At 70.0% G+C, this 25288-nt stretch carries 18 protein-coding genes and 2 riboswitches; of the genes, 15 read left to right on the top strand and 3 right to left on the bottom strand.

Going from position 1 to position 25288, the window contains the following annotated elements; all coding sequences use genetic code 11:
* Window positions 1–24: 24 nt before the first annotated feature.
* Window positions 25–99: riboswitch (cobalamin riboswitch) on the bottom strand.
* 198 nt (window positions 100–297) lie between these two features.
* Window positions 298–518, top strand: a riboswitch (cobalamin riboswitch).
* A 135-nt stretch (window positions 519–653) separates the two neighbouring features.
* Both B0E54_RS14470 and B0E54_RS14465 read left to right on the top strand, forming a co-directional pair.
* A complete protein-coding gene (locus tag B0E54_RS14470) occupies window positions 654–3032 on the top strand; it encodes a ribonucleoside-diphosphate reductase subunit alpha (protein ID WP_374109271.1) in 2379 nt (792 codons plus the stop codon).
* Window positions 3033–3082: 50 nt separating this feature from the next.
* Entirely contained in the window at window positions 3083–4078 is a 996-nt protein-coding gene (locus B0E54_RS14465) for a ribonucleotide-diphosphate reductase subunit beta (protein ID WP_234584036.1), read from the top strand.
* A gap of 145 nt (window positions 4079–4223) precedes the next feature.
* Here the strand turns inward: B0E54_RS14465 and B0E54_RS14460 are convergent, their stop codons facing one another.
* The gene (locus tag B0E54_RS14460; protein WP_234584021.1) at window positions 4224–6041 is read right to left on the bottom strand and encodes a family 43 glycosylhydrolase; all 1818 of its coding nucleotides are present in this window, start codon (window positions 6039–6041) and stop codon (window positions 4224–4226) included.
* A 428-nt stretch (window positions 6042–6469) separates the two neighbouring features.
* Window positions 6470–7240 (bottom strand): FadR/GntR family transcriptional regulator, encoded by a 771-nt coding sequence (locus B0E54_RS14455; RefSeq protein WP_234584017.1) that lies wholly within the window; start codon window positions 7238–7240, stop codon window positions 6470–6472.
* A gap of 151 nt (window positions 7241–7391) precedes the next feature.
* On the opposite strand from B0E54_RS14455, the gene B0E54_RS14450 reads away from it, so the two are divergent.
* The 8 genes from B0E54_RS14450 (at window position 7392) to B0E54_RS14415 (ending at window position 15482) form a co-directional block, all read left to right on the top strand.
* The gene (locus B0E54_RS14450) at window positions 7392–8660 is read left to right on the top strand and encodes an ABC transporter substrate-binding protein (protein WP_234584016.1); all 1269 of its coding nucleotides are present in this window, start codon (window positions 7392–7394) and stop codon (window positions 8658–8660) included.
* Between the two features lie 4 nt (window positions 8661–8664).
* Window positions 8665–9645, top strand: a complete 981-nt coding sequence (locus B0E54_RS14445; RefSeq protein WP_234584015.1) for a carbohydrate ABC transporter permease — start codon at window positions 8665–8667, stop codon at window positions 9643–9645.
* Window positions 9645–10472: a carbohydrate ABC transporter permease gene (locus B0E54_RS14440; protein WP_234584014.1), complete on the top strand. Its 828-nt coding sequence runs from the start codon at window positions 9645–9647 to the stop codon at window positions 10470–10472. Before B0E54_RS14445 ends, B0E54_RS14440 begins: the two co-directional genes overlap by 1 nt.
* A 1-nt stretch (window position 10473) precedes the next feature.
* Complete coding sequence (locus tag B0E54_RS14435; protein WP_234584013.1) at window positions 10474–11709, top strand: mandelate racemase/muconate lactonizing enzyme family protein; 1236 nt, start codon at window positions 10474–10476, stop codon at window positions 11707–11709.
* Window positions 11710–11849: 140 nt separating this feature from the next.
* Complete coding sequence (locus tag B0E54_RS14430; RefSeq protein WP_234584012.1) at window positions 11850–12878, top strand: zinc-binding dehydrogenase; 1029 nt, start codon at window positions 11850–11852, stop codon at window positions 12876–12878.
* Window positions 12875–13636 carry an SDR family NAD(P)-dependent oxidoreductase gene (locus tag B0E54_RS14425; RefSeq protein ID WP_234584009.1) on the top strand — a complete coding sequence of 254 codons (762 nt, stop codon included), beginning with the start codon at window positions 12875–12877 and terminating at the stop codon, window positions 13634–13636. The genes B0E54_RS14430 and B0E54_RS14425 overlap by 4 nt, the downstream gene beginning before the upstream one ends.
* Window positions 13633–14511, top strand: a complete 879-nt coding sequence (locus tag B0E54_RS14420) for an amidohydrolase (protein WP_234584007.1) — start codon at window positions 13633–13635, stop codon at window positions 14509–14511. Before B0E54_RS14425 ends, B0E54_RS14420 begins: the two co-directional genes overlap by 4 nt.
* On the top strand, window positions 14508–15482 hold the full coding sequence (locus tag B0E54_RS14415; protein WP_234584004.1) for an aldo/keto reductase: 975 nt from the start codon (window positions 14508–14510) through the stop codon (window positions 15480–15482). The genes B0E54_RS14420 and B0E54_RS14415 overlap by 4 nt, the downstream gene beginning before the upstream one ends.
* 83 nt (window positions 15483–15565) lie before the next feature.
* Here the strand turns inward: B0E54_RS14415 and B0E54_RS14410 are convergent, their stop codons facing one another.
* A complete protein-coding gene (locus tag B0E54_RS14410) occupies window positions 15566–19117 on the bottom strand; it encodes a ThuA domain-containing protein (RefSeq protein ID WP_234584003.1) in 3552 nt (1183 codons plus the stop codon).
* A gap of 523 nt (window positions 19118–19640) precedes the next feature.
* Between B0E54_RS14410 and B0E54_RS14405 the strand changes: the two genes are divergently transcribed.
* The 5 genes from B0E54_RS14405 (at window position 19641) to B0E54_RS14385 (ending at window position 25275) form a co-directional block, all read left to right on the top strand.
* Complete coding sequence (locus tag B0E54_RS14405; protein ID WP_234584000.1) at window positions 19641–21152, top strand: sugar ABC transporter ATP-binding protein; 1512 nt, start codon at window positions 19641–19643, stop codon at window positions 21150–21152.
* A 115-nt stretch (window positions 21153–21267) separates the two neighbouring features.
* A complete protein-coding gene (locus B0E54_RS14400) occupies window positions 21268–22242 on the top strand; it encodes an ABC transporter permease (protein ID WP_234583998.1) in 975 nt (324 codons plus the stop codon).
* 2 nt (window positions 22243–22244) lie between these two features.
* Complete coding sequence (locus B0E54_RS14395; protein WP_234583996.1) at window positions 22245–23222, top strand: ABC transporter permease; 978 nt, start codon at window positions 22245–22247, stop codon at window positions 23220–23222.
* 10 nt (window positions 23223–23232) lie between these two features.
* Complete coding sequence (locus B0E54_RS14390) at window positions 23233–24417, top strand: substrate-binding domain-containing protein (protein WP_234583989.1); 1185 nt, start codon at window positions 23233–23235, stop codon at window positions 24415–24417.
* 6 nt (window positions 24418–24423) lie between these two features.
* Window positions 24424–25275 carry a sugar phosphate isomerase/epimerase gene (locus B0E54_RS14385; RefSeq protein WP_234583984.1) on the top strand — a complete coding sequence of 284 codons (852 nt, stop codon included), beginning with the start codon at window positions 24424–24426 and terminating at the stop codon, window positions 25273–25275.
* Window positions 25276–25288: the final 13 nt, after the last annotated feature.

The following is a 25288-nucleotide window of genomic DNA, read 5'->3' as shown; positions in this document are numbered from 1 at the left end:
CATCGCAAGGCTGCGGACGACCGAGCGTCCTGGCTCGCGGCCCCCGTAGTCGGGGACCGCTCACAGTGGCGCGACCGCGCCGGATTCTCACCGGCTTCCCTCGCGTCGCCGCAGATAGTGGGTCGACCGTATCGGTGCCGGTTCTCCTCGGTCAAGCCGGCGGCGAGGTCCGAATGCGACGCCGCCCGATGCTCGCGCGTCCGTCGGCGCCGACCGGATCGACGAGGGCCGTCACCGACGACCGCGACACGCCCGGACCCGACATGTGGGGTGTGACAAACCCAGTCGCCCCTATATATGGTGTCGACCGTAGCTGGTTCGGCCACTCATCCCAGGGTGGCCGAGGCAAGAGGGAACCCGGTGGAATTCCGGGACTGCCCCGCAGCGGTGAGTGGGAACGACAGCCGTCATCAGCACTGGGCCGCCACCTGGCCTGGGAAGCGACGGCCAGTAGGGGACCGGGTGAACACCGGTCGTGCCCGCGAGTCCGAAGACCTGCCAGCGCGCCGCGTACCCGCATCCGGGTGGGCGGTGGTCCGAGGCCGCGTGGGACGGCCGACGCCTTTCGGATCCGCGCCCGCTGAGGCGTGGCGTCCGCTGGTGTCGGTCTCCCCGTGCCGAGGGCCGTCAGGTCTCAAGCTCGCGAGGAGTGAGTGGTGACAGTTACCGAGGTAGCCGCGACCGGCGGCGGCACGGCCCGCCGGGGTACGCCGACGCAGGTCCGCGAACGCGACGGCGCCCCCGAGGCGGTGGACGTGCGCACGCTCGTCGCCGAGGTCGAGCGCTGGGCCGACGACCTGCCCGACGTCGACCCGCTGCGGGTGGCGACCCGCACGGTCAGCGGCCTGTACGACGGCGCGACGACGGCCGAGCGGGACCGGCTGACCATCCAGACCGCGGCCGAGATGATCGGTACGGAGCCGCAGTACTCGCGCCTCGCCGCCCGGCTGCTGGCCGGCCACATCGACCGGGAGGTACGCCGACAGGGCGTCACCTCGTTCAGCGCGGCCATCCGGACCGGCCACGCGCAGGGGCTGATCGGGGATGAGACCGCCGCCTTCGTCGCCGCGCACGCGGGAACGTTCGACGACGCCATCGACCCGGACGGCGACCGGAGGTTCGAGTACTTCGGCCTGCGCACGGTCTACGACAGGTACCTGCTGCGCCACCCCACCAGCCGGCTGGTGCTGGAGACCCCGCAGTACTGGCTGCTGCGGGTGGCCTGTGGTCTGTCCCGTACGCCGGACGAGGCCGTGGACTTCTACCGGCTGATGTCCAGCCTGGCCTATCTGCCCAGCTCACCGACGCTGTTCAACTCCGGCACCCGGCACACGCAGATGTCCTCGTGCTACCTCGTCGACTCGCCGCGCGACGAGCTGGACTCGATCTACCAGCGTTACGCCCAGGTCGCGAGCCTGTCCAAGTTCGCCGGTGGCATCGGCATCGCGTACTCCCGGGTCCGGTCCCGGGGCGCGCTGATCCGCGGCACGAACGGGCAGTCCAACGGGATCGTGCCGTGGCTGCGCACGCTCGACGCGAGCGTCGCCGCGGTCAACCAGGGTGGCCGGCGCAAGGGCGCGGCCTGCGTCTACCTGGAGCCGTGGCACCCGGACGTCGAGGAGTTCCTGCACCTGCGGGACAACACCGGCGAGGACGCCCGGCGTACGCACAACCTGAACCTCGCCAACTGGATCCCGGACGAGTTCATGCGCCGTGTCGAGGCCGACGAGGTGTGGTCGCTGTTCGACCCGAACGAGGTTCCCGAGCTGCCCGACCTGTGGGGGGAGCGGTTCGACGCCGCGTACCGGGCGGCCGAGGCGCAGGGCCGCTACGTGCGGCAGGTGCCGGCGCGGGAGCTGTACGGGAAGATGATGCGCACCCTGGCGCAGACCGGCAACGGCTGGATGACCTTCAAGGACGCGGCTAACCGGCTGTGCAACCAGACGGCCGAGTCGGGCAACGTGGTGCACCTGTCCAACCTGTGCACCGAGATCATCGAGGTGTCCAGCGACGCCGAGACAGCCGTGTGCAACCTGGGCTCGGTGAACGTCGCCGCGCACCTGACCGAGAACGGCATCGACTGGGAGCGACTGCGCGCCACCGTCCGGACGGCGGTGACGTTCCTCGACCGGGTCATCGACATCAACTACTACCCGACACCGCAGGCGGCGGCGAGCAACCCCCGGTGGCGGCCGGTGGGGCTCGGGCTGATGGGCCTGCAGGACGTGTTCTTCGCGCTGCGGCTGCCGTTCGACTCGCCGGCCGCGCGGGAGCTGTCCACCCGGATCAGCGAGGAGCTGTACCTGACCGCGCTGGAGACCTCCGCCGACCTGGCGCGCGAGGTCGGCGCCCATCCGGCGTACGCGCAGACCCGGGCCGCGCGGGGCCAGCTCCAGCCCGACCTGTGGGGCGTCGAGGGTACGCAGACCGCGCGGTGGGCCGCGCTGCGCCAGCGGGTCGCTGAGTACGGGCTGCGCAACTCGCTGCTGGTGGCGGTCGCCCCGACCGCGACGATCGCCTCGATCGCCGGTTGTTACGAGTGCGTCGAGCCGCAGGTGTCCAACCTGTTCAAGCGCGAGACCCTGTCCGGGGAGTTCCTTCAGGTCAACACGGCCCTGGTCCGCGAGCTGAAGGCACGTGGTCTGTGGACCGAGCACATCCGCTCGGCGATCCGGCGCGCGGAGGGTTCGGTGCAGGACCTCGCGGAACTCCCGGCCGACGTGCGGGAGCTGTTCCGCACCGCGTGGGAGCTGCCGCAGCGGGCGTTGATCGACCTGGCCGCCGCCCGCGCCCCGTTCATCGACCAGTCCCAGTCGCTGAACCTGTTCCTGGCCTCGCCCACCATCGGCAAGCTCTCCTCGATGTACCTGTACGCCTGGAAGGCCGGGCTCAAGACCACCTACTACCTGCGCTCCCGCCCCGCCACGCGCATCCAGCAGGCCACCGTCAGCGCTGTCGCACCAGTTGCCGTCGACGCGGAGGCGCTCGCCTGCTCGCTGGAGAACCCCGAGTCGTGCGAGGCGTGCCAGTGACCCTCGCCGACCCGATCGCCGACACCACCGCCGACACGAGGACCACGCACATGCTGCTCGACCCCGGGATGGATCTCACTCTGCGCCCGATGCGCTACCCGCACTTCTTCGACCGGTTCCGCGCCGCCATCCGCAACACCTGGACTGTCGAGGAGGTCGACCTGCACGCCGACCTCACCGACCTGGACCGGCTGTCGCCGGCCGAGCGGCACCTGGTCAGCCGGCTCGTCGCGTTCTTCGCCACCGGCGACACGATCGTCGCCAACAACCTCGTGCTCAACCTGTACCAGCACGTCAACAGTCCGGAAGGCCGCCTCTACCTGTCGCGGCAGCTGTTCGAGGAGGCCGTGCACGTCCAGTTCTACCTCAACCTGCTCGACACGTACGTGCCCGACGAGACCGAGCGGTTCGCCGCCTTCGCCGCCATCGAGAACATCCCCTCGATCCGCCGCAAGGCCGAGTTCTGCTTCCGCTGGATCGACTCGTTGGGGGAGTTGCGCGAGCTGCGGACCCGGGACGACCGGCGCGCGTTCCTGCTCAACCTCATCTGCTTCGCCGCCTGCATCGAGGGATTGTTCTTCTACGGCGCGTTCGCGTACGTCTATTTCCTGCGCTCCCGCGGCCTGCTGCACGGCCTGGCCTCCGGCACGAACTGGGTCTTCCGCGACGAGTCGATGCACATGGCGTTCGCATTCGACGTGGTGGACACCGTGCGGGCCGAGGAGCCCGACCTGTTCGATGACGACCTCGCCGACCAGGTCCGCCAGATGCTCACCGAGGCCGTCGAGTGTGAGGTCCAGTTCGCCGAGGACCTGGTGGGTCAGGGCGTGCCCGGTCTGACCCTGGCGGACATGCGGGAGTATCTCCAGCACGTCGCCGACCGTCGTCTCGTCCAGCTCGGTATCGCCCCGCACTACGGGTCGGCCAACCCCTTCGCCTTTATGGAGTTGCAGGACGTCCAGGAGCTGTCCAACTTCTTCGAGCGGCGGGTGTCGGCGTACCAGGTGGGGGTGACCGGGACGGTGGCCTTCGACGACGACTTCTAGGACCCCCACCCCACCCCCTCCCCACCCCGTCGACCAGGAATGTGCTGCACCCCTATCGGCGTATCAGGGGCACCACATTCATGATCAACGTCGGCGGCGGGCGGGGTGGGGACAGGGTGGGGGTGTTCTTGGGGGTGGGTGACCCTCAGGCGGGCGAGCAGGTCGGGGTGATGGTCGGAGGACTCGTGGTGGCGCTCGTGCTGAGGTAGCCCGCGGTGGTGGACGTTCCCGGCGCGAGCTGCCCGTTGTAGGCGGCGTTCGCGACGGTCACCTGGTTGCCCGTCTGGGTGACGGTGCCGTTCCAGGCCTGGGACACCGTCTGCCCACTGGGGAGGGTGAAGGTGACCCGCCACCCGTTGAGCGACGAGTCCCCGGAGTTGGTGACCGTCAGCCGTCCTTCGAATCCGCCCTGCCACGTGTTGACCACGGTGTTGGTCACCGCGCAGGACTCCCCGGCCGGGACCGTCGGTGTCGGGGTGAGGGTCGGAGTGGGCGTCGGAGTGGGCGTCGGGGTGGGGGTCGCAGTGGGCGTCGGCGTCGGCGTGGGGGTCGGGCTGGGCGTCGTGGTGCCGCTGGCCTGGAACTGCCACCAGTTGATGTTGAACAGGTTGCCGCTGCCGCCGGTGAAGCGCAGGTACAGGTCCTGGGTCCCGGTGGCGCCGCTGACCGGGCAGGAGACGGTCTGCCAGGTCTGCCACCCGCCGGTGCCCGGCACCGCGCAGCTGCCCACCCGGGTGCCGGTGGGGCTACCGAGGCGCAGTTCGATGGTGCCACCGGACGTGGCCGAGGCGACGCGGGCGGAGAACGACGTCGCGCCCGTACCGAAGCCCACGCCCTTGACCTTGATGTAGTCCCCGTTCTCGATGAACCCGACGTTCATCCCACCCTCGCCGGCCGGCTCGGTCTCGATGCCGGAGCCCCAGGCGATGGTCTCGGCCTCCTGCCGCACGTACGGGTTCAGGGTGCCGATCTGGGGGGCGCCCGTCGTGGTCATGTTGATCGTCGGGATGGTGCCGTTGGTGTTGTAGGTGAACTTCTCCACGGCCACCGAACGGGTGTAACCACCGCCACCGGGCAACGCTCCGTTGTGGTAGAAGAAGTACGAGCCGCCGTTGAAGTCGATGACTCCGGGGTGGTTGGTGAAGCTCGCGCCCTGGCGGGGCATGACCGTCCCGCGATAGGTCCAGGGGCCGGTCGGGCCGGTCGCGGTCGAGTAACCGATGAACTCGGAGCAGCACTCCGCCGCGAACACGTTGTAGTAGATGCCGTTGCGCTTGTAGACCCACGGGCCCTCTTCGTAGAGGGTCGGCCGGCTCGTGTTCCCCGTCCGGGTGCCGAACCCGGCGGTGGTGAGCGGGATCTTGGTGGCGCTGCCGCTGTAGGAGATCATGTCCGCGTTCAGCCGGACGTACCACAGGTTCGGGTTACCCCAGTACAGGTACGCCTGGCCGTCGTCGTCGATGAAGACCGTGGGATCGATCTCGCCGTTGCCCACCAGCGGACGGCCGATGGCGTCCCGGAACGGCCCGGTCGGGCTGTCCGAGACCGCGACGCCGATGGCCATCGAGTTGGTCGCCCGGGCGGTCACCGGCACGTACCAGTAGAACTTGCCGTTGCGCGCGACGACCTGGCCGGCCCACGCGTTGGCGCTCGCCCAGCTGAAGGTGCTCACGCTCAGGGGCGAGCCGTGGTCGGTCCAGTTGACCATGTCGGCCGACGACCACACCCGCCAGTCCTTCATGGTGAAGTACGTGGAGCCGTCCTCGTCGTGGCCGGTGTAGAGGTAGACCCGCCCGTTGTACACCAGGGGGGCGGGGTCGGCGGTGTAGATGTGCTGGACGATGGGGTTGTCCGCGTGGGCGGCCGTGGCCGGCGCCAGCGCCGGGATGAGCAGCAGGCTCACGAGCAGGGCGACGCCGCGCCGGAGCCGGTTCTTCGTCCGTGGTGGCGGTGTGGGGTGCATCGGTACCTCCAGGGTGGGTCACGACGGCGGGGCACGGTTCGCCGTTCTCGCTGGCGGGTGCCGCGTGTCGTCGCGGGTCGCTTGGGGACCTCGGTGGTGGCCGTGCCGCGAGAACGGCAGGAGGAATCGGGGGTCCACCATGGCTCCCGCGCGCGGCGGCCCGCCGTTGTCAACGGCGGTGGTCAACGTCCCTGCGGGAGGCCCGGACACCCACCAGCGGGCGTTGGTCATGCGCGACTCCATCGACCTCGGCGGATCGAGTGGAGCGGTGAAGCGTGCCCTTCGCCTCTGCGGCCCGAGGGTAGTCTGTTATCGCTAACATTCTCAAGCGATGGACGAATCTGGATTTCCGCGCCGCCGTCGCGGGCCGGTCGGACCGGGTCGCCAACGCCCGGCGACCGGCTCGTCAGCGCCGCCGCGACGGGTCGTCAGCGCTGCAGCCGCGTCGGGCTGCCCGGCCCGCTGCGCCGGACGAGCCACGCCTCGGTGATGTGCGTGAACATCGCCTGCGCGGCCCCGTCGGGGTCGTGGGCGGCGATGCGCTCGTAGATGCGCCGGTGCCCCTGGTTCGATGCCACGCACATGGCCCGCTCCGGCTGGCCCATGTAGCGCGCGGTGTTGACGACCTGGCTCTCCAGGGACCGGACGACACCCCGGGCGATCCGGTTGCCCGACGCCTGCATGACCGTGTCGTGAAAGGCGCGGTCGTGCTCCTGGTAGGTGACGTGGTCGTCCACCAGCTCGTCCATCCGGTCCACTAGGGCCCGCAGCCGGTCGACGGTCTCCTCGTCGGCGAGCCGCGCGGCGACGTTGGCCATGTCGGACTCCAGCACCCGTCGGGTGACCACCAGGTCGTCGAGGATCGCCAGGGTGTCGTCCTCGGCGATGGTCGCCGCGAGGACGAGCTCGTCGAGCATGTCCCACGCCGAGGGTGGGGTGACAAGCGTTCCGCTGCCCTGGCGGACCTGCACGAGCCCCTTCTCCTGCAAGATCTTCACCGCTTCCCGGATGACCGTCCGGCTCACGGAGAAGGTCTCGCAGAGCACCGGCTCGGGGGGCAGCGGCGTGCCCGACGGGTGAACTCCCTGGACGATCCGGGTCACCAGCTCGGCGGTGATCGCCTGAGCCAGATTGGCCGGGCGGCGGGGCCAGGTCGATGCCGCCGCGCCATTGACGGCCGACTGGTTCGATGTCGTCACGTTCACCTCCGCGTAGCCGCGGGAGCGGGCCCACGAGTCCGCACCAGTGTACGGCCAACCGTTGACGTCACACGTCATACGAGTTACGTTCTCGTCAATCTTGCATCGACGGCCGGACCCTCGGCCACTCCCCATATGAAGGTGAGCAACGATGAAGCAACGAGCAGTGTGGTCCGCGGTCCTCGTTGCAGGGCTTGCCCTGACAGGCTGTGGAAGCGCGACAGGTTCGGGTTCATCGTCCGGAGGTTCGGACAAGAAGCTGGTCGTCTGGGACTGGAAGTCCGGCGAGGCCAGCTCCGCGCAGTACGTGGAGAAGGCCAAGGCCGACTTCGCCAAGAAGCACAAGGACGTCGAGGTCGAGTTCGTGGCCCAGCCGTTCGATCAGTACTACACGCTGCTGGGTGCGGCCATCCAGTCGGGCAAGGGGCCGGACGTCATCCTGTTCAACGGTGGCGGCCAGATCCGCGACCGGGTGGACTCGCTCCAGCCGCTCGACGAGTACGTCGGCGAGGACCGGCAGCGGCTCGCCGGCTGGGAGGCGTTCGCCAAGGGCGGCAAGACCTACGCCGCTCCGGTGACCCTGCAGGGCCACCCGATCTACTACAACAAGGCGCTCTACGAGAAGGCCGGCCTCGACCCGGCGAAGCCGGCCACGACGTGGGCCGAGTTCATCGCCAACTGCGGCACCATCACCAAGGCGACAGGCGCCAAGTGCTTCGCCCTCGGCAACAAGGAGGGCTACGGCATCCAGTTCTTCCTGTCGGCCATGGCATCGGGCGTCCTGACCCCGCAGGAGTACGACAACTGGATCGCCGGCAAGCGCGACTGGAACTCGCCAAACGTGAAGCGGCTCTTCGAGCTGTGGAAGGAGACCGGCACCGCGAAGCTGAACAACGACGGGGCCAACTCCACAGCGATGTTCAACGACGCCTTCGCCGTCTTCCAGTCCGGTAAGGCCGCCCACATCATCGGGCTGATGTCGGACATCGGGCACTGGAAGGACTTCAACGAGTTCGTCACGCCCGAGAAGCTCGGCGTCATGACGGCCCCGACGGTGACCAGTGGCGCCACCCCGAGCCTGCCGTACGACGGTGGTATCGGTTACGCGGTCGCCAAGTGGACCAAGGACCCGAAGGTGGCCGCCGACCTGGTGCGCTCGCTGACCTCCACCGACGCCCTGAAGGCGTTCTACGCCAACGCCGGCGCGATCACCGCCGACACCACGATCGACGTGTCGGCGAGCGGGCCGGCCGTCACCACGATCGTCGGCGCGCTCAAGACCGGCAAGCCGGCGCCACACGTGGCGCTCTCCTCGAAGTCGCTCGACCTGATGGGCCGCCTCTCGCAGCAGTTGCTCAGCGGCTCGACGAGCGTCGACGAGGTCGTGAAGCAGATGGCAGCCTCGGACACGGCGGGCTGATCTCGTGACGATCGGTAAGTCGCTCCCGTCGGTCCGCTCGGCTTCGGCCGGGCGGGCCGGCGGGGTCCCGCCCTCCGCACCGCCGCCGCGCGACCGCGCCGTTTCCCGGCGTGCCGCCGGCGGCCGCCGTGCCGAGCAACTGGCACCCTTCGTGCTGGTCGCCCCGGCAGTCCTGATCCTCGTGCTGCTGCGGCTGTGGCCGCTGCTGCTCGGCGTCAACTTCTCCTTCACGGGCGACGGTGACCGCGACGGCGCGATGGTCGGTTTCGCCAACTACGTCGACCTGCTGCACGATCCGCTGTTCCAACAGGCGCTGCGCAACGTGGGGCTGCTGGTGCTGCTCCTGCCGGTGGCGGTGGCCATCCCGGGTCTGCTCGCCACGTTCATCTACCTGCGCGTACCGGGGCACCGGTTCTACCGCAGCGTCTACTTCTTCCCGGCCGTGCTGTCGCCGGTCATCGTCGGCGCGATCTTCAACCTGCTGCTCTCGTTTGACGGTCCTGTCAACGTTGTCCTGTCCTCCGTGGGCATCGGGCCGGTGGACTGGCTCGGTGATCCGGACGTCGCGATGTTCGCGGTCGTCGGGGTGCACGTGTGGGCGACCTTCGGAATGGCTCTGGTCGTCTTCCTCGCGGGCTTCGCGACCCTGGACGCCGCGCTGCTGGACGCCGCCCGGGTGGACGGCGCGTCCCTGGCCCAGGTCATCTGGCACGTGATCATTCCCAGCCTCTCCCGCACCATCCAGTTCGTCTTCGTGACCACGATGATCGGGATGCTGACGTCCATGTTCGGCCTGCTCTACGTCATGACCAGTGGCGGCCCGGAGGGCTCGACGTACCTGCCGGAGTACTACATCTGGATCCAGCAGGGGCAGATGAACCGGCCGGCGCTCGCGTCGGCCGCGTCCACTGTCCTGTTCGTCATCATGCTCGTCGTCGGGCTGTTGCAGCTCAAGCTGCTCCGACGAGCGGGGAGGGAGGACTGATGTCCCGCGTCCGACTGGGCAGATGGTTGCTCGTGATCCCGATGGGGCTCCTCGCGGTAGCGACGATCTATCCCCTGTTGTTCACTGCGAACGTCGCCATGAAGACCCGCCGGGAGTACATTCTCGACCGGTTCTCGCTTGCCGACTCGCTGCGCTTCGAGAACATCAGCACGGCGTGGACAAGCATCGGCATGGGCCGGTACACCGCGAACTCGATCCTGGTGGTGGGCTGCTCGGTGTTCCTGCTGCTGCTGTTCGGGTCGATGGCCGGCTTCGCGCTGAGCCAACTGCGCTTCCGGGGCTCGACGGCGCTGTTCATCGGCTGCCTCGCGGCGCTCTTCATCCCCTTCCAGGTGATCATGGTGCCGCTGGCCCGGGTCATGGCGGACAGCGGACTGGTCGACACGTACCCGGGGCTGATCCTCGCGTACGTCGCGCAGTTCCTGCCCTTCACGGTCTTTTTGATGACCAGCTACTACAAGACCATCCCGGCGGAGATCGTCGACGCGGCCCGGATCGACGGCAACACCGTGTACGGCGTGTACCGGCGGATCATGCTGCCGCTGGGCGCTCCGGCGCTGCTGTCCGTGGGCATCCTCAACACGCTGTTCTGCTGGAACGACGTGCTCATCTCGCTGCTGCTGATGCCGTCGGCCGACCACCGGACCCTCATGGTCGGGGTGACCTCGCTGCGGGGGCAGTACTCCGAGGACATTCCGACGTTCGCCTCCGGGGTGCTCATCGCGGCGATCCCCGTCCTGGCGGTCTACCTGTTCCTTCAGCGCCAGATCGCCGACGGCGTCGCCGCTGGTTCCACGAAAGGCTGACATGCGTATCACCGGGTATCGAACCCTGACGACGGTCCAGGAGTGGGGCCGGCCGGTCGGCGACGCCAACGGCGTGTTTCCCGACGGCGTCACGACGCTGCCGATCACCATCGTCGAGACCGACGCGGGGATCAGCGGCGTCGGCCTGGGCCCGCACGTGGAGATCGAGAGGATCTTCCCGGCCATCGAGGGGGAGGATCCCCGCGCGGTGACCAGCCTGTACGACCGGATGCTCCGGCACACCTTCAAGGCCGGTCACGGCGGGCTGGTGTTCGGGACGATCGGCGCACTGGACACGGCCCTGTGGGACATCAAGGCGCAGCTCGCCGGTGAGCCGCTCTGGCGGCTGCTCGGCGGGCGGGACCGACGCGTCCCCGCCTACGCCTCCGGCCTCGACATCGGTCTGACCGACGACGAGCTGGTCGCGGAGTACGAGGTCTACGCCGGGTACGGCCTGCGCGCCGCGAAGCTAAAGGGTGGCCTCGACATCGAGCGGGACCGGCACCGGCTCACCCTGGTGCGGGAGGTGCTGACCGAGGCGGGCCACGGCCGGCGACCCGGTCTGATGCTCGACGTCAACGAGGCGTGGTCGCGTAAGCAGGCCGTGCGGCATGTGGCCGAGCTGGAACGCACCCTCGATCTGATCTGGATCGAGGAGCCGGTCCGCCGCTGGGACGCCGAGGGCCTGGCGGCCGTCGGCCGGGGCGTCCGGGCGTCGATCGCCACCGGCGAGAACCTCACCGGGCTGGAGCAGTACCGTCCGCTGATCGGGGCGGGCGCGGTGGACATCGTCCAGATGGCGGCCGTCTGGGGTGTCACCCACTTCCTGCGGGTGGCGGCCCTGGCGCATGCCCACGACCTGCCCGTCAGCCCCATCGGCAACATCCCGGTCGGGCTGCTGCACGCCGCCACCTCGGTGCCGAACCACCTGGTCAGCGAACTACAGGATCTGCGGCCACCCGCGGGCATCGGCCTCGACCTGCACGTCGAGGACGGCGCGTTCATTCTCGGTGACACACCGGGACTGGGCATCCGGGTCGACGAGGTGGCTATCGCCGCGGCCGCGGAGCGGGCCGGCGACCCGACCGCCGGCAGCCCGAACGTCCGACCGGAACGGGCCGGTAAGCGCCTGCTGGCGGTGGCCGAGCACATGCCCACGGTTCCGGCTGTCCGGGTCGATGCCCTGCTCGCCGATGCCGTCCCGTCCCAGAACGACGTGGCGCCCCTGCGGCATTGAGACCGCCCGACCCCAAGCCGCCTCTGGACCAGGATTGGTCGGATGATTACCGTGTCGATGGCGCCGACACAACGGATGCGGATCTCGCCGCCCCTGGCGTACGCACCCGTACGAACCAACGACGTTGAGACGGAGCAGCAGTGAAGGCAGTTGTCTACCGGGGTGCGCGTGATCTCGGAATCGAGGACCGTGCCCCAGAACCGCCGGGCCCCGGCCAGGTGCGGATCGCGGTGGCGTACACCGGGATCTGCGGCACGGACCTGCACATCTTCCACGGCGACATGGACGCCCGGGTGGGCGCGTCGGCGGTGATCGGCCACGAGATGTCGGGCCGGGTCGCCGCGCTGGGCGACGGCGTCACCGGGCTGACCGTCGGGCAGCCCGTCACCGTGATGCCGACCCGCGCCTGCGGGCGGTGCCCGGCGTGCCGTCGCGGCAATTCGCACATCTGCCACGCGATGGACTTCCTCGGCATCGACTCGCCCGGCGCGATGCAGTCGTCGTGGACGGTGCCGGCCGAGTTGGTGCTTGCGCTCCCCGACGATCTGCCGCTGGACCACGCGGCGCTGGTCGAGCCGGTCGCGGTGGCGGTGCACGACGTCGGACGGGCGAAGGTGACGTCCGGAGAGCACGTGGTGGTCGTCGGCGGCGGTCCGGTGGGCGTCCTCATCGCGGCCGTCGCCCGGGCGCGCGGGGCCGAGGTCCTGCTCGTGGAACCGGACGGCTTCCGGCGCGGAGTCGCGTCGGGGATCGGGATCGAGGCCGTGGACCCGGGGCCGACCGATGTGGTGGCGCTCGTGAACGAGCGGACCGGAGGCGCGGGCGCGGATGTCGCGTTCGAGGTGTCCGGTTCCGCCGCCGGGGTCGGCACGGCCGTGGATGTGCTGACCACCCGGGGTCGGCTGGTGATGGTGGCGATCCACCCGCAGCCGCGTCCGGTCAACCTGCACCGGTTCTTCTGGCGGGAGCTGGAGTTGCTGGGCGCGCGGTTGTACCAGCGCGAGGACGTGGTGGAGGCGATCCGGCTGGTCGCGGCCGGTGTCATCCCGGCCCGGGAGCTGATCTCCCGGGTGCTGCCCGTGGCCGGTGTCACGGACGCGTTCACGGCTCTGGAGGGTGGCGGCGGCGTCATGAAGGTGCTGCTCGACTGGCGGGAGGAGGGCCGATGAGCGCCCTGTTCGACCTGACCGGACGTACCGCGCTGGTGACCGGCGCACGGCGGGGGATCGGCCTGGCGATGGCGGAGGCCCTGGCGGTGGCCGGCGCGGACATCATCGGGGTGTCGGCGCAGATGGAGTCCGCGGGCAGTGAGGTGCAGCGGCGGGTCGAGGCGGCGGGTCGCCAGTTCACCGGCATCCGCACGGACCTGGGTGACCGGGCCGCGGTGTACCGGTTGGCCGAGGAGGCCGCGGCGGTGGCGCCGGTGGACATCCTCGTGAACAACGGCGGCACGATCGCCCGGGCGCCGGCGGCCGAGCACCCCGACGAGATGTGGGACCGGGTGGTGCAGGTGAACCTGTCCAGCCAGTTCGTGTTGAGCCGGGAGATCGGTCGGCGGATGGTCGACAGTGGCCGCGGAAAGATCATTTTTACCGCCTCGCTGCTGAGCTTCCAGGGCGGCATCAACGTCGCGAGCTACACCGCGGCGAAGTCCGGCCTCGCCGGGCTGACCAAGGCCCTGTCCAACGAGTGGGCGGGCAGAGGGGTGAACGTCAACGCGATCGCGCCCGGGTACATCGCCACCGACAACACCCAGGCGCTCCGCGACGACCCCGCGCGCAACGACGCGATCGTGGGCCGGATCCCGGCCGGCCGGTGGGGACGCGCCGACGACCTGGCCGGCGCCACCGTGTTCCTGGCCGCCGCGGCCTCGGACTACGTGCACGGCACGGTCCTGCCCGTCGACGGCGGCTGGTTGGGCCGATGACGCATCCCTCGCCGGCCGGGCGCCCCGGCATCGTCGACGCCCACCACCACCTCTGGGTCCGTGCCCGTCACCCGCAACCGTGGATCGACCCGGACACGATGGCGGCAATCGACAACGACTTCACCCCGGCGGATCTCGCCCCGGCGGCACGCGCCGCGGGCGTCACCGAGACCGTCGTCGTGCAGTCCATCGCCTCCGTGGCGGAGACGGAGCACCTGCTGGGCATCGCGGCCGACGACCCGCTCATCAGCGGGGTCGTCGGCTGGGTGAACCTCACCGCCGACGACATCGACGAGCGCCTCGACCGGCTCCGCTCGGTACGCGGCGGCGAGCGGTTGGTGGGCATCCGGCACCTGGTCCAGTCCGAACCCGACCCGGCGTACCTCGACCGACGCGACGTCCGGCGGGGCATCGCGGCGGTCGGCGCGGCCGGCCTCGCCTACGACCTGCTGGTCCGCGACCACCAACTGCCCGCGGCCACCCGGCTCGTCCGCGACCTGCCAGAGGTGTCGTTCGTCCTGGATCACCTCGCCAAACCGGCGCTCGGCGCGGGGGGCCTCGGCGACTGGCCGGCCAACCTGCGGGCGCTCGCCGCCGAGCCGAACGTCACGGCGAAGCTCTCCGGCCTGGTGACCGAGGTGGACGGATCGTCCTGGACGGCCGACGACCTGCGGCCCGCCGTCGACCATGCGCTCGACGTGTTCGGCCCGCAACGGCTCATGTTCGGTTCGGACTGGCCGGTGTGCCTGCTCGCCAGCTCCTACACCCGCTGGGTCGCCGTACTCGCCGACCTGGTGGCACCACTCGGTGACGAGGAGCAGGCGGCGATCTGGCGCGAGACCGCGCACCGTGCGTACCGGCTGGAGGCGTCATGACGGCCCGAGTGCTGCCCCGCCGCCCGGCGGTCCGCCTCACCGAGCTGGGCTTCGGCGCGGCGCAGGGTGGCAACCTGTACCGGGGGACGTCCGACGACGAATTCGCCGCGGCTGTCGACGCCGCCTGGGCCGCCGGCATCCGGTACTTCGACACGGCGCCGCACTACGGCCTCGGCCTGTCCGAACGGCGGCTGGGCGCCGCGCTGCGGTCCCGGCCGCGCGACGAGTACGTGGTGTCGACGAAGGTCGGGCGGCTGCTCGTACCCTCGCCGGAGACCGCGGGGGAGCGCGACTCGGAGGGCTTCGACGTGCCGGCCGACCTGCGGCGGGTCTGGGACTTCAGCCGCGACGGCGTACGCCGGTCGTTGGAGGCCAGCCTGGAGCGCACCGGCCTGGACCGCGTCGACGTGGTGTACCTGCACGACCCGGACGAGCACTGGGAGCAGGCGGCCACCGAGGCGGTACCCGCGCTGGTGGAGCTGCGCGACCAGGGCGTCATCGGCGCGATCGGGGCCGGCATGAACCAGTCGGCGATGCTGGCCCGGTTCGTCCAGGAGACCGACATCGACGTGGTCATGTGCGCCGGCCGCTACACCCTTCTCGAACAGGGCGCGCTCGACGACCTGCTACCCGCCGCGCAGGCCCGTGGGGTCGGCGTGGTGATCGCCGGGGTCTACAACTCGGGGCTGCTGGCCCGCGATCAGCCGCCGGCCGACGCGGTCTACAACTATCAGCAGGCGCCGCCGGAGCTGATCGAGCGGGCGCGGCGGATCGCGGCGGTCTGTCAGGCGTACGGCGTCACCCTCCCGCAGGCGGCGTTGGCGTTCGTCCGCCGGCATCCGGCGGTGGTCTCGACAGTGGTCGGCGTGCGCGACGCGGCCCAGGTGACCGAGACCCTGCGCCGGTCCGACGCGGACGTGCCGGAGCAGCTCTGGGCGGCGCTGCGCGACGCCGAGCTGCTCGGCGGGTGACGACACACCCGTGAACGCGGTGCGCCGGCCACCCGATCCTCCGATCGGGTGGCCGGCGTCCTGTCGGAGCTACCGTCCGGTCGCTAGACCGCGCTGAACCGCCACTGCTGGTTGGTGGCGCTGTGGCAGCCCCACTGCAGCAGCCGGGCCCCGTCGGCAGTCGAGGCGCCGTTGACGTCCAGGCAGAGCCCGCTCAGCGCGCTCTTGACCGTGTAGATCCCGGCGGTGCCGGTCGCCGTCACGGTGAACTTCTGCTGGTTGGCGTTGGTGCAGGTGCTGTGTTGCAGGAAGGCGCCCTGTGCGGTGGACCCGCCGGTGACGTCGAGGCACTTGCCGCTGTGCACCGCCTTGAGGTAGACGGCGCCGCCACCGGCGTCCACCGCCTGCCACTTCTGGTTGTTGCCGCCGGTGGCCGCCCACTGCACCAGCTGGGCGCCGTCGGCGGTGGAGTTGCCGCTGACGTCCATCAGCTTGCCGCTGTGCTGCGCCGTGAGGGTCCAGGTGCGGCCGGCGATCCCTCCGCCGTCGGTGCCGGGGACCCCTACGCCGTTGCCGCCGAAGGTGAACGCGTCGAGGTCGAACCAGTTGGACGAGCTGCCCTTGAACACCATGTAGAGGGTGTGCGTCCCGGACAGGGCCGCGACGCTGACCGCCGGCGTGGACTGGTAGTTGTCCCAGCCGCCGGTGCTGGGCACCGTCGTGGTGGCCAGGAGGGTGCCGGTCGGCGAGTCGGCCCGCAGCTCGATGGAACCCCCACCGCTCGGTGACGACAGCCGGTAGCTGACGTTGCTGATGCCCGACAGGCTCATCGGGTTGAACGCCACCCAGTCGTTGTTGGAGATGTCACCGACGCGCTTGCCGCTCTCCGCGGCGCTCTGGTCGACGACCCGGACGCCGGACTGGCTGCTGAAGTACTCGGCCTGCTTGTGCTTGGGCTGCAGGATCGCCGTCGCGTAGCCGGTCAGCGGCGCCGCGCCACCCGAGCCACCGTCGTCGGTGTAGCGGGCGTTGAGCACGTAGTACAGGTTCGCCCCTTCGGGGTGCCCACCGAGCAGGTCGGTGGAGATGGTGCCCGAGCAGCCCGGGTACTCGGTGGTCTCGTGCGCGTGGTCGTCGTGTCCCAGAGCCGGGTTGACGAACACCTTGGTGCAGTCGATGGCCGCGCCGCCGGGGTCGGAGACACTGACCGTGTACGAGACCTTGTCGCCGAAGTTCAGCATGCCCCCGTTGGGCGGCACGTTGATGGTGACCACCGGGGCGGTGTTGCCGACGGTGATCTGCACGTTGGCGAAGCCGGTCTTGCCGGTGTTGTCGGTGACCTTCAACTGCGCCGTGTAGTTGCCGTTGGTGGTGTAGGTGTGTGCCGGGTTGGCCGCCGTGGACGTGCCGCCGTCACCGAAGGTCCACTGGTAGCTGAGGGTGTTGCCGGCGTCCGGGTCCGCCGTGCCGGCGCTGCTGAACTGGACGGTCAGCGGGGCGCTGCCGCTGGTGGGCGTGCCGACGGCCTTCGCGATCGGTGAACGGCCACCCTGGATGTAGTCGATGCGGTAGAGCCCGGAGTCGTTGTTGCCGCCGCCGAAGTTGGAACCCCACTCCAGCAGGTACAGCGAGCCGTCCGGGCCGAACTCCATGTCCATCGGCTTGTTGAAGTTGCCGCCGGGCATGAACGAGTTGGTCCGGGTGACAGCCGTCGACGAGTCGAAGTGCGTTTCCTTGATGAAGTTGCGCGACCACTCGTAGAAGAAGTGCACGCCGTCGTAGTAGGCCGGGAACTTCGTCGCCGAGGGGTTCGCCGCGTTGTAGCGGTAGACCGGCCCACCCATCGGCGCCGACCCGCCGGAGCCCAGCTCCGGGAAGGTCGTCGACGCGGGGTAGCCGTACCAGATGTTGGGCGCGACGATCGGCTTGAGGTTGACCAGGCCGGTGTTGTTGGGCGAGTTGTTGACCGGGGCGTTGCAGTTGAACTTCGCCCCGACGACGCCGGTGTCCGGGTTGAACGGCGCGTACGGCTGGTTGTTGCCGTGACAGAAGGGCCAGCCGTAGTTGCCGGCTGCCTTGATCACGTTGAGTTCGACGAGCCCCTCGGGGCCCCGGTTGGTCGTCGGCGGGTTGCGGTCGGGGCCGTAGTCGGCCAGGTAGACCCAGCCGGTGGCGGGGTCGATCGAGAAGCGGAACGGGTTGCGGAAGCCCATGGCGTAGACCTCGGGCCGGGTCTGCGCGGTGCCCTGGGGGTAGAGGTTGCCCGTCGGGATGGTGTAGCCACCGGTGGCCGACGGCTTGATGCGCAGCAGCTTGCCACGCAGGTCGTTGGTGTTGCCGGCGGAGCGGGCGGCGTCCAGGTTGGACTTGCCTGACCGCCAGTCCAGCGGGGCGTACCCCTGCCAGTTCGGGTCGAGGTTGGGCGGCGTGTCGTCGCCGGTGCCGATGTAGAGGTTGCCGTCCGGGCCGAACTCGATGTAGCCGCCGGTGTGCCCGGGCTCGGCGAAGGTCCGGTCCCGGTACGCGGGGATGTCGATGATCCGTGCCTCGGTGGACAGGTTCAGGGTGTCACCGGTGAGCGTGTAGCGGGACACCCGGTTGACGTCGGTAGTGCTGCTCGCCGGCGAGTGGTAGACGTACACGTATCCGTTGCTGGCGAAGGCCGGGTCTATCGCGACGCCGGTGAGGCCGTCCTCACCGCCGGTGTAGACGCTCAGCGTGGCGGCCGTGACGGTGCTGTTGGTGCTCGGCTTGAAGATCTTGACCTGGCCGCCCCGCTGGACGTAGAGCACGCGGCCGTCCGGCAGCACTGCCAGCGCCATCGGGTCGGCGGTGTTGTCGTCCAGGGTGCGCTTCTCGAAGTTGCTCCAGACGGTGCCGCCGCAGTCCCCGGGCTGGTTGCCGGCCGCCCACTTGACGCCACCGAGGACGTGGTTGCGGAAGTTCGTCTCGCTGTACGACTCGATCGCGTGGCCCATCGCGGTGGCCCACACCCGGCCGCCGCCGGCGTTGCGGCACCACGAAATCGGGTGGTCCGGGCCCATCGCCCGCGAGCCCGGGTTGTACGTGCGCTCGTCGGCGGTCACCAGGACATGCACGTTGCCCCGCGGGTTGGAGTCGAAGTTGTACCACTCCTCGCTGCGGCTCCAGCGGTCCGGCAGGCCGACCGTCGACGGGTGCTGCTTGTCGGCGACGATGGCCGTGCCGGCGAGCACGCCGGGGGAGTGCTCGGGCATGTGAGCGCCGCCGTTGATGGTCTGGTCCCACCACGGGTACTCGGACTCGATGCCCATGTCGGTGGCGTTGTGCACGCCCACGATGCCCTTGCCGCTGGCGAGGTAGCCCTCGATGGCCTGGCGCTGCGAGGCCGAGGTCCAGACCATGCCGGAGGTCTGGAACATGATGACGACGTCGAAGGTGGCGAGGTTGGCGGGCGTGAAGACGCTCGCGTCCTCGGTCTGCACCAGCTCGAAGTTGTTCGCGGCCGCCTGCTGCTGGAACATCGAGATTCCGGCGGGGATCGAGTCGTGCCGGTAGCCGACGGTCTTGGTGAACAACAGGGCGCGGAAGGCCGGGGCGGCCGACGCCGGCGGGGCCAGGCCGAGCGCCAGTAACAGGCCGACGATCATTCCGATGAGGATTGTGGGGCGACGCATGCCGTCTCCTAGGTCTGGGCGGGCAACTCCGATTGCGAGCACGGGTCCGGCACGCGCCAGGTTGTGCCTGGGCGCGCGTGGGCCACGGGTGTGCTGGTCGCGGTCGTCGTGCCGTCCGCCGAAACGGCAGTCAGCCCCGCAGGACGTCACACAGCGTGACGTGGGCTGTGATCTCGTCCATGGTCTGCGAGGTCAGGATGAGCTATTGATCGATGGGTGTCAATGTAACGTCGAGCGTCGGATGTTACTCCCCAGTAGGGGTGCTCGGGCCTGACGTGCCCGAGCCAACACTCGCGCCGATCGAGTGCCGGGCCTGCCAGTCGCCGCAGATCGAGGATTGCGGACCCGCATCCAAACATCTATCTTCATACGTGTGATGTTTCCTCGATGTCAAGGAAATGTTTGCACCATAAAAACGCAAGTTCCGCTGAGACCTGCGAAAGTGCGTCGCTCAGCGCATCGAACGGCCTACCGGCCGGTGTACGGATCTCATCGATGACTACTATCTGTAAGGGCTATCGGGATGGCAGATCCACAACCGGCGCCGCTGCTGGCCCTGCGGGGCATCGGCAAGTCGTTTCTCGGGGTGCGCGTCCTCGACGGCGTCGACCTCGACGTGGCACCGGGCGAGGTCCACGCGGTCGTCGGTGAGAACGGCGCCGGAAAGTCGACGCTTATGAAGATCGTCTCGGGTGGATACTCCCCGGACGAGGGCACCGTCGAGTTCGCCGGTCAACCGCGCGTGTTCCACGGCCCCCGCGACGCGCAGCGGGCCGGCGTCGGCATCATCCACCAGGAGTTCAACCTCCTGCCCGAGCGCACTGTCGCGGAGAACGTCTACCTGGGTCACGAACCGGTCCGCCGCGGGCTGGTCGACCGCCGCGAGATGCTGGACCGCACCCGGCGCCTGCTCGCCTCGATCGGGGAGACCGCGCTGCCGGCCGACTCCCGGGTGGGGCAGCTCGGCGTCGCTCAGCAGCAGGTCGTCGAGATCGCCAAGGCGCTCGCTCTGGACGCGCGGCTGCTCATCATGGACGAGCCGACCGCCGCGCTGGCAGACCAGGAGGTCGAGCTGCTCTACGGGCTGGTCCGCCGGCTGCAGGAACGCGGCATCGGCCTTCTCTACGTCTCGCACCGGCTGACCGAGGTCTTCGACCTGTCCAGCCGGATCACGGTTCTCAAGGACGGCCGCCGGGTGACGACCGTGGACACCGCGCGGACCAACACGGACGAGCTGGTGCGGCACATGGTCGGCCGTGAGCTGTCCAACTACTACCCGCAGCGGGCCGACCCCGCCGACCGTGGGCCGGTGCGACTCACCGTCCGCGGCGGGGGCAACCGGAAGCTGCGGGGGGTGGACCTCGAGTTGCGCGCCGGCGAGGTGCTCGGCGTCGGCGGCCTGCAGGGTTCGGGACGATCGGCGCTGGCCCGTGCGCTCTTCGGGGTGGCCCCGTTCACGACCGGTGACGTCGAGCTCGACGGCGAGCCGGTGCGGCTGCGCTCGCCGCGTGCCGCGATGCGGGCGGGCATCGCGTACGTCACCGAGGACCGCAAGGGTGAGGGCATCGTGGCCCGGCAGTCGGTGCTGGACAATGCTCTGCTCGCCAGCCGGGCCGTGTTCGCGGCACGGTCCGGTCGCGCCGCCCGCACCGCACGGGTGCGTGAGCTGCTCGACGCCGTGGAGGTCCGTGCCGCCGGCGACGACCAGGAGATCCGCTTCCTCTCCGGCGGCAACCAGCAGAAGGTCGTCCTGGCCCGATGGCTCGCGCTGACACCACGGATCCTGCTCTTCGACGAGCCGACCCGGGGCATCGACGTGGGCGCGAAGTCGGCCATCCACGATCTCGTCCGCCGCCTCGCGACCGACGGCGCGGCGGTTCTGATGATCTCGTCCGAGCTGCCGGAGCTGCTCGGCATGAGCGACCGGATAGTCGTCCTGCGCGACGGCCGGATCGCGGGCGAGCTGCCGGCCGGCGCGACCGAGGAGGACGTCGTCGCCCTCGCGGTCGGCGCCGTCCGGGAGGCCGCCGCGTGAGCGCGAGAAATGAGCCGGTCCTGCAGGCCCCGCAGTCGCGAATGGAGACAGCCCCGATGAGCGCGAGGAGTGAGCCGGGTTTGCGAGCCCCGCAGTCGCGAATGGAGAAAGCTCCGTGACCGCCCTGTCGCTTCGTCCGGCCCGGCATGCCGTGCCGGGCGTGTTCGTGGCCCTGGCCCTCACCCTGGTCATCGGCTGGCTGGTCGTCATGCTCGACGGCGGCCAGCTCTTCAACCAGTCGACGACGGTGAGTCTGCTGCACGTCGCCGCCGGCCTCGGGCTCGTCGCCGTCGGGCAGACCCTGGTCATTCTCGGCGGTTCGCTCGACCTCTCCGTGGCGTACGTGATCAGCCTGAGCACCCTCGTGGCGGCCGAGGCGATGAACGGCAGCGACGGCGCGTTGCTCCCGGCGATCGGGCTGGCGCTCGCGGTCAGCGCCGCGATCGGGCTGCTCAACGGCGTGCTCGTCACCAAACTGCGGATCAACGCGTTCATTGCGACCCTCGGCGTCGGGTTGCTGCTCAAGGGCTACCTCGACAACGGTTACGACGGTCCGGCCGGCGAGAGTGCGCCGGCTCTCGTGCGGACTCTCGGGTACCAGCGGATCGGGCCGGTCCCGGTGTCCTTCCTGCTGCTGCTCGCGGTGACCGCGGCGGCCTGGTTCGCCCTGTCGCGTACCCGCTTCGGTCACCACCTGGTAGCGGTCGGCGGCGACCCGGAGGTCGCCCGGCTCTCCGGCGTCCGCAACGACCGGGTCCTCATCACCGCCCACGTGTTGTGTTCCCTCTGCGCCGGCCTGGCCGGCGTCTATCTGGCCAGTCGACTCGGCTCCGGCGCCCCCCGGGTGGGCACCGAGGGGCTCTACGACCTGGAGTCGATCGCCGCGGTGGTCCTCGGCGGCACCGCCCTCGCGGGTGGGCGCGGGGGAGTGCTCGGCACGGTCGGGGGCGTGCTGCTGCTCGCCAGCATCGACGCGGTGTTCAACCAGCTCGAGGTTGACGCGTTCTTCAAGCAGGTGATCCGCGGCGTGATCATCATCGCCGCGGTCGCCGTCTACGCCCGACGGGCCATGCGAAAGGCGGGGTCCTGACCATGCGGGTCGCCGAACGTCGTCCGCTGCCGCTGCGGATCCGCACCGACGGGATCGCGCCGATCGTCGCGCTCCTGGTGGTGCTGCTGATCCTCGTGGCGTTCGTCCAGCCCGACTTCCTCGCGCCGTCGTCGCTGATGTCGTTCCTCGGGCGCTCCGCGCCGATCATCCTGCTCGCCGCCGGTCAGTACTTCGTGATCGTCTGCGGGGAGTTCGACCTCTCCGTCGGCTCCCTGGTCACGGCGCAGGTCGTCGTCGCCGCCCGGCTCATCGACAGCGATCCGTCGCACACCTGGCCGGTGGTCGCGCTGCTGCTCGTCGGCGGCGCGCTCGTCGGGCTGGTCAACGGTCTGGTCACGACGGTGCTGCGGGTGCCGTCCTTCATCACGACCCTCGGCATGTTCCTGATCCTCGTCGGCGCCGTGTACCTGTGGTCCGACGGCGCTCCGAAGGGCGGGCTCTCCGAGGAGTTCCGCCGCTTCGGCCGACGGGCCATCGAGGACGTGCCGCTGCTGGGCCGCATTCCGTACGCGCTGCTCGTCCTGGTGGTCGTCGCGGCGATCGCCGTCGTGCTGACGCGCTCCGACTTCGGTCGCACGCTGGTCGCGGTCGGGGACAATCCGCGCACCGCGGAGCTGAGCGGCGTGCGGGTCGCGCGCACCAAGACGATCGCGTTCATGCTCAGCGGCCTCGCGGCGGCGGTCGCGGCGATCCTTCTGGGCGGGTACAGCGGTGTGTCGTTCCAGGCCGGCGTCGGGCTGGAGTTCGGGGCGATCACCGCGGTCGTGCTCGGCGGGGTCGCCCTCGGTGGGGGCCGTGGCTCGGTCGTCGGGGCGATGCTCGGTGCCCTGACCCTCGAGACGCTCTTCGCGCTGATGAACTTCACCGGCGTCTCCGGTGCCCTCAGATCGACCGTCCAGGGCGTGATCATCCTGCTCGCCGTGGCGGTCTCGTCCCTGCGTTCCTCCTCCTCCAGATAAAGGTGATTCGATGAGACGATCCATGACCGCCCTGGCCGCGGCGAGCCTCCTGGTGCTCGCGGGATGCGCCACCGACGAGCCGACGGCGTCACCGTCGGGCACCGCCTCCGCGGCGGCCGGTTCGGGCACCGGGGAGCAGTCCAAGTTCTTCGTGCAGGCCGACTACGACAACGAGTTGGCCCTGCTCGACGCCGCCCCCACCGGCCCGGCCGACAAGCCGTGGGAGCAGGTGCTCAACCCGAAGATGGTGGACACCGCCAAGTTCAAGAAGCCCGGCAAGCACAAGATCTGCTTCTCCAACGCGGCGCTGAACAACCCCTGGCGGCAGGTCGGGTTCAAGACCATGCAGGCCGAGGTCGAGGCGCAGCGGAGCCGGATCAGCGAGTTCGTGCACGTCGACGCCGAGGGCAAGGACCAGAAGCAGATCGCCGACATCAACGACCTGCTCGGCAAGAAGTGCGACGCCCTCATCGTCTCGCCGAACACCACCGCCACGCTCACCCCGGCCGTCGAGGCCGCCTGCCAGGCCGGCCTTCCGGTGGTCGTCTTCGACCGGGGGGTCAACACCACCTGCCCGGTGACCTTCATCAACCCGGTGGGCGGCTACGGCTTCGGCCACGTGGGCGCGGAGTTCGTCAGCCAGAAGATGAAGCCCGGCGGAAAGCTGCTGGCCCTGCGCATCCTGCCCGGCGTCGACGTGCTGGAGACCCGCTGGTCCGCCGCGAAGATCGCGCTGGACAAGGCGAAGGTCGACGTCGTCGGCGTGGAGTTCACCGACGGCGACCCGGCCAAGACCAAGAAGATCGTCAACGACTACATCCAGCGGTACGGCACGATCGACGGCGTCTGGATGGACGCCGGAGCGGTAGCCGTGGCGGCGGTCGAAGCGTTCCAGGACGCCGGCAAGCCCGTACCGCCGATGAACGGCGAGGACCAGCTCGACTTCCTGAAGCTGTGGAAGGACAAGAAGCTGACCGCCATCGCGCCGACCTACCCGACGTACCAGTGGCGGACGCCGATCATCGCCGCGCTGAACATCCTCGACGGAACCCAGGTCTCCAACCCGTGGAAGCTGCCGCAGCCCACGGTCACCCAGGAGAACCTGGACCAGTACCTCGACGCGAGCATGCCGCCGCTGCACTACGCGATGTGCGGCTGCCGTGACCTGCCCGGCTACCCGCAGCGCTGGAAGTAGGTTGCGGTGTACGCCATTGGCGTCAACCCCTGGGTGTGGGCCTCGCCGGTCGACGACGAGGCCCTCGCCCGGTTGATCCCGCGGATCGCCTCCTTCGGGTTCGACGCGGTCGAACTGCCGATCGAGCAGCCCGGCGACTGGGATCCGGTCCGTACGCGGGACCTGCTGGCCGCGCACGGCCTCGTCGCGGCCGGGGTCTGCGCGGTGACCCCGCCCGGGCGGGACCTGGTGGATGCGACGCCGGCCGTCGTCGAGTCGACGGTCGCGTACCTCATGGGGTGTGTGGCGAGCGCGGCGGCCGTCGGTGCCCCGTGTGTCGGCGGCCCGGTGTACGCGTCGGTCGGCCGCACCTGGCGGATGTCGGCGGCGGCCCGCGCGGCCTGCTACGCCGACTTCCGGCGGGCCCTCGCGCCCGTCGCCGACCGGGCCGGCGAGTGCGGCGTGACCATCGGCGTCGAGGCGCTGAACCGCTACGAGACGAGCGTGGTCAACACCGTCGAGCAGACGATCGAGGCGATCGACGGCCTGCCCCCGAGCGTCGGAATCATGATCGACACGTACCACATGAACATCGAGGAGGCCGACCCCTACGCGGCCCTGGCGCTGGCGGGCCCGCACATCAAGCACGTCCAGGTCAGCGGCACCGACCGCGGCGCACCCGGCGCGGACCACTTCGACTGGCCCCGTTTCTTCTCCGTCCTGCGGGGCACGGGTTACCAGGGCGCGGTCTGCATCGAGTCGTTCACGGCCGACAACGCGACAATCGCCACCGCGGCGTCGATCTGGCGGCCCCTGGCCCCCTCACAGGACCGCCTCGCCGTCGACGGCCTGCACCACCTACGGAAGGTCGTCGCCTGACCGGCGTCGGCAC

The organism is Micromonospora sp. MH99, assembly GCF_021442385.1.
Lineage (GTDB): Bacteria > Actinomycetota > Actinomycetes > Mycobacteriales > Micromonosporaceae > Micromonospora.
Note: the sequence above shows the minus strand (reverse complement) of the source record. Positions and strands in the feature narration are given on the sequence as shown.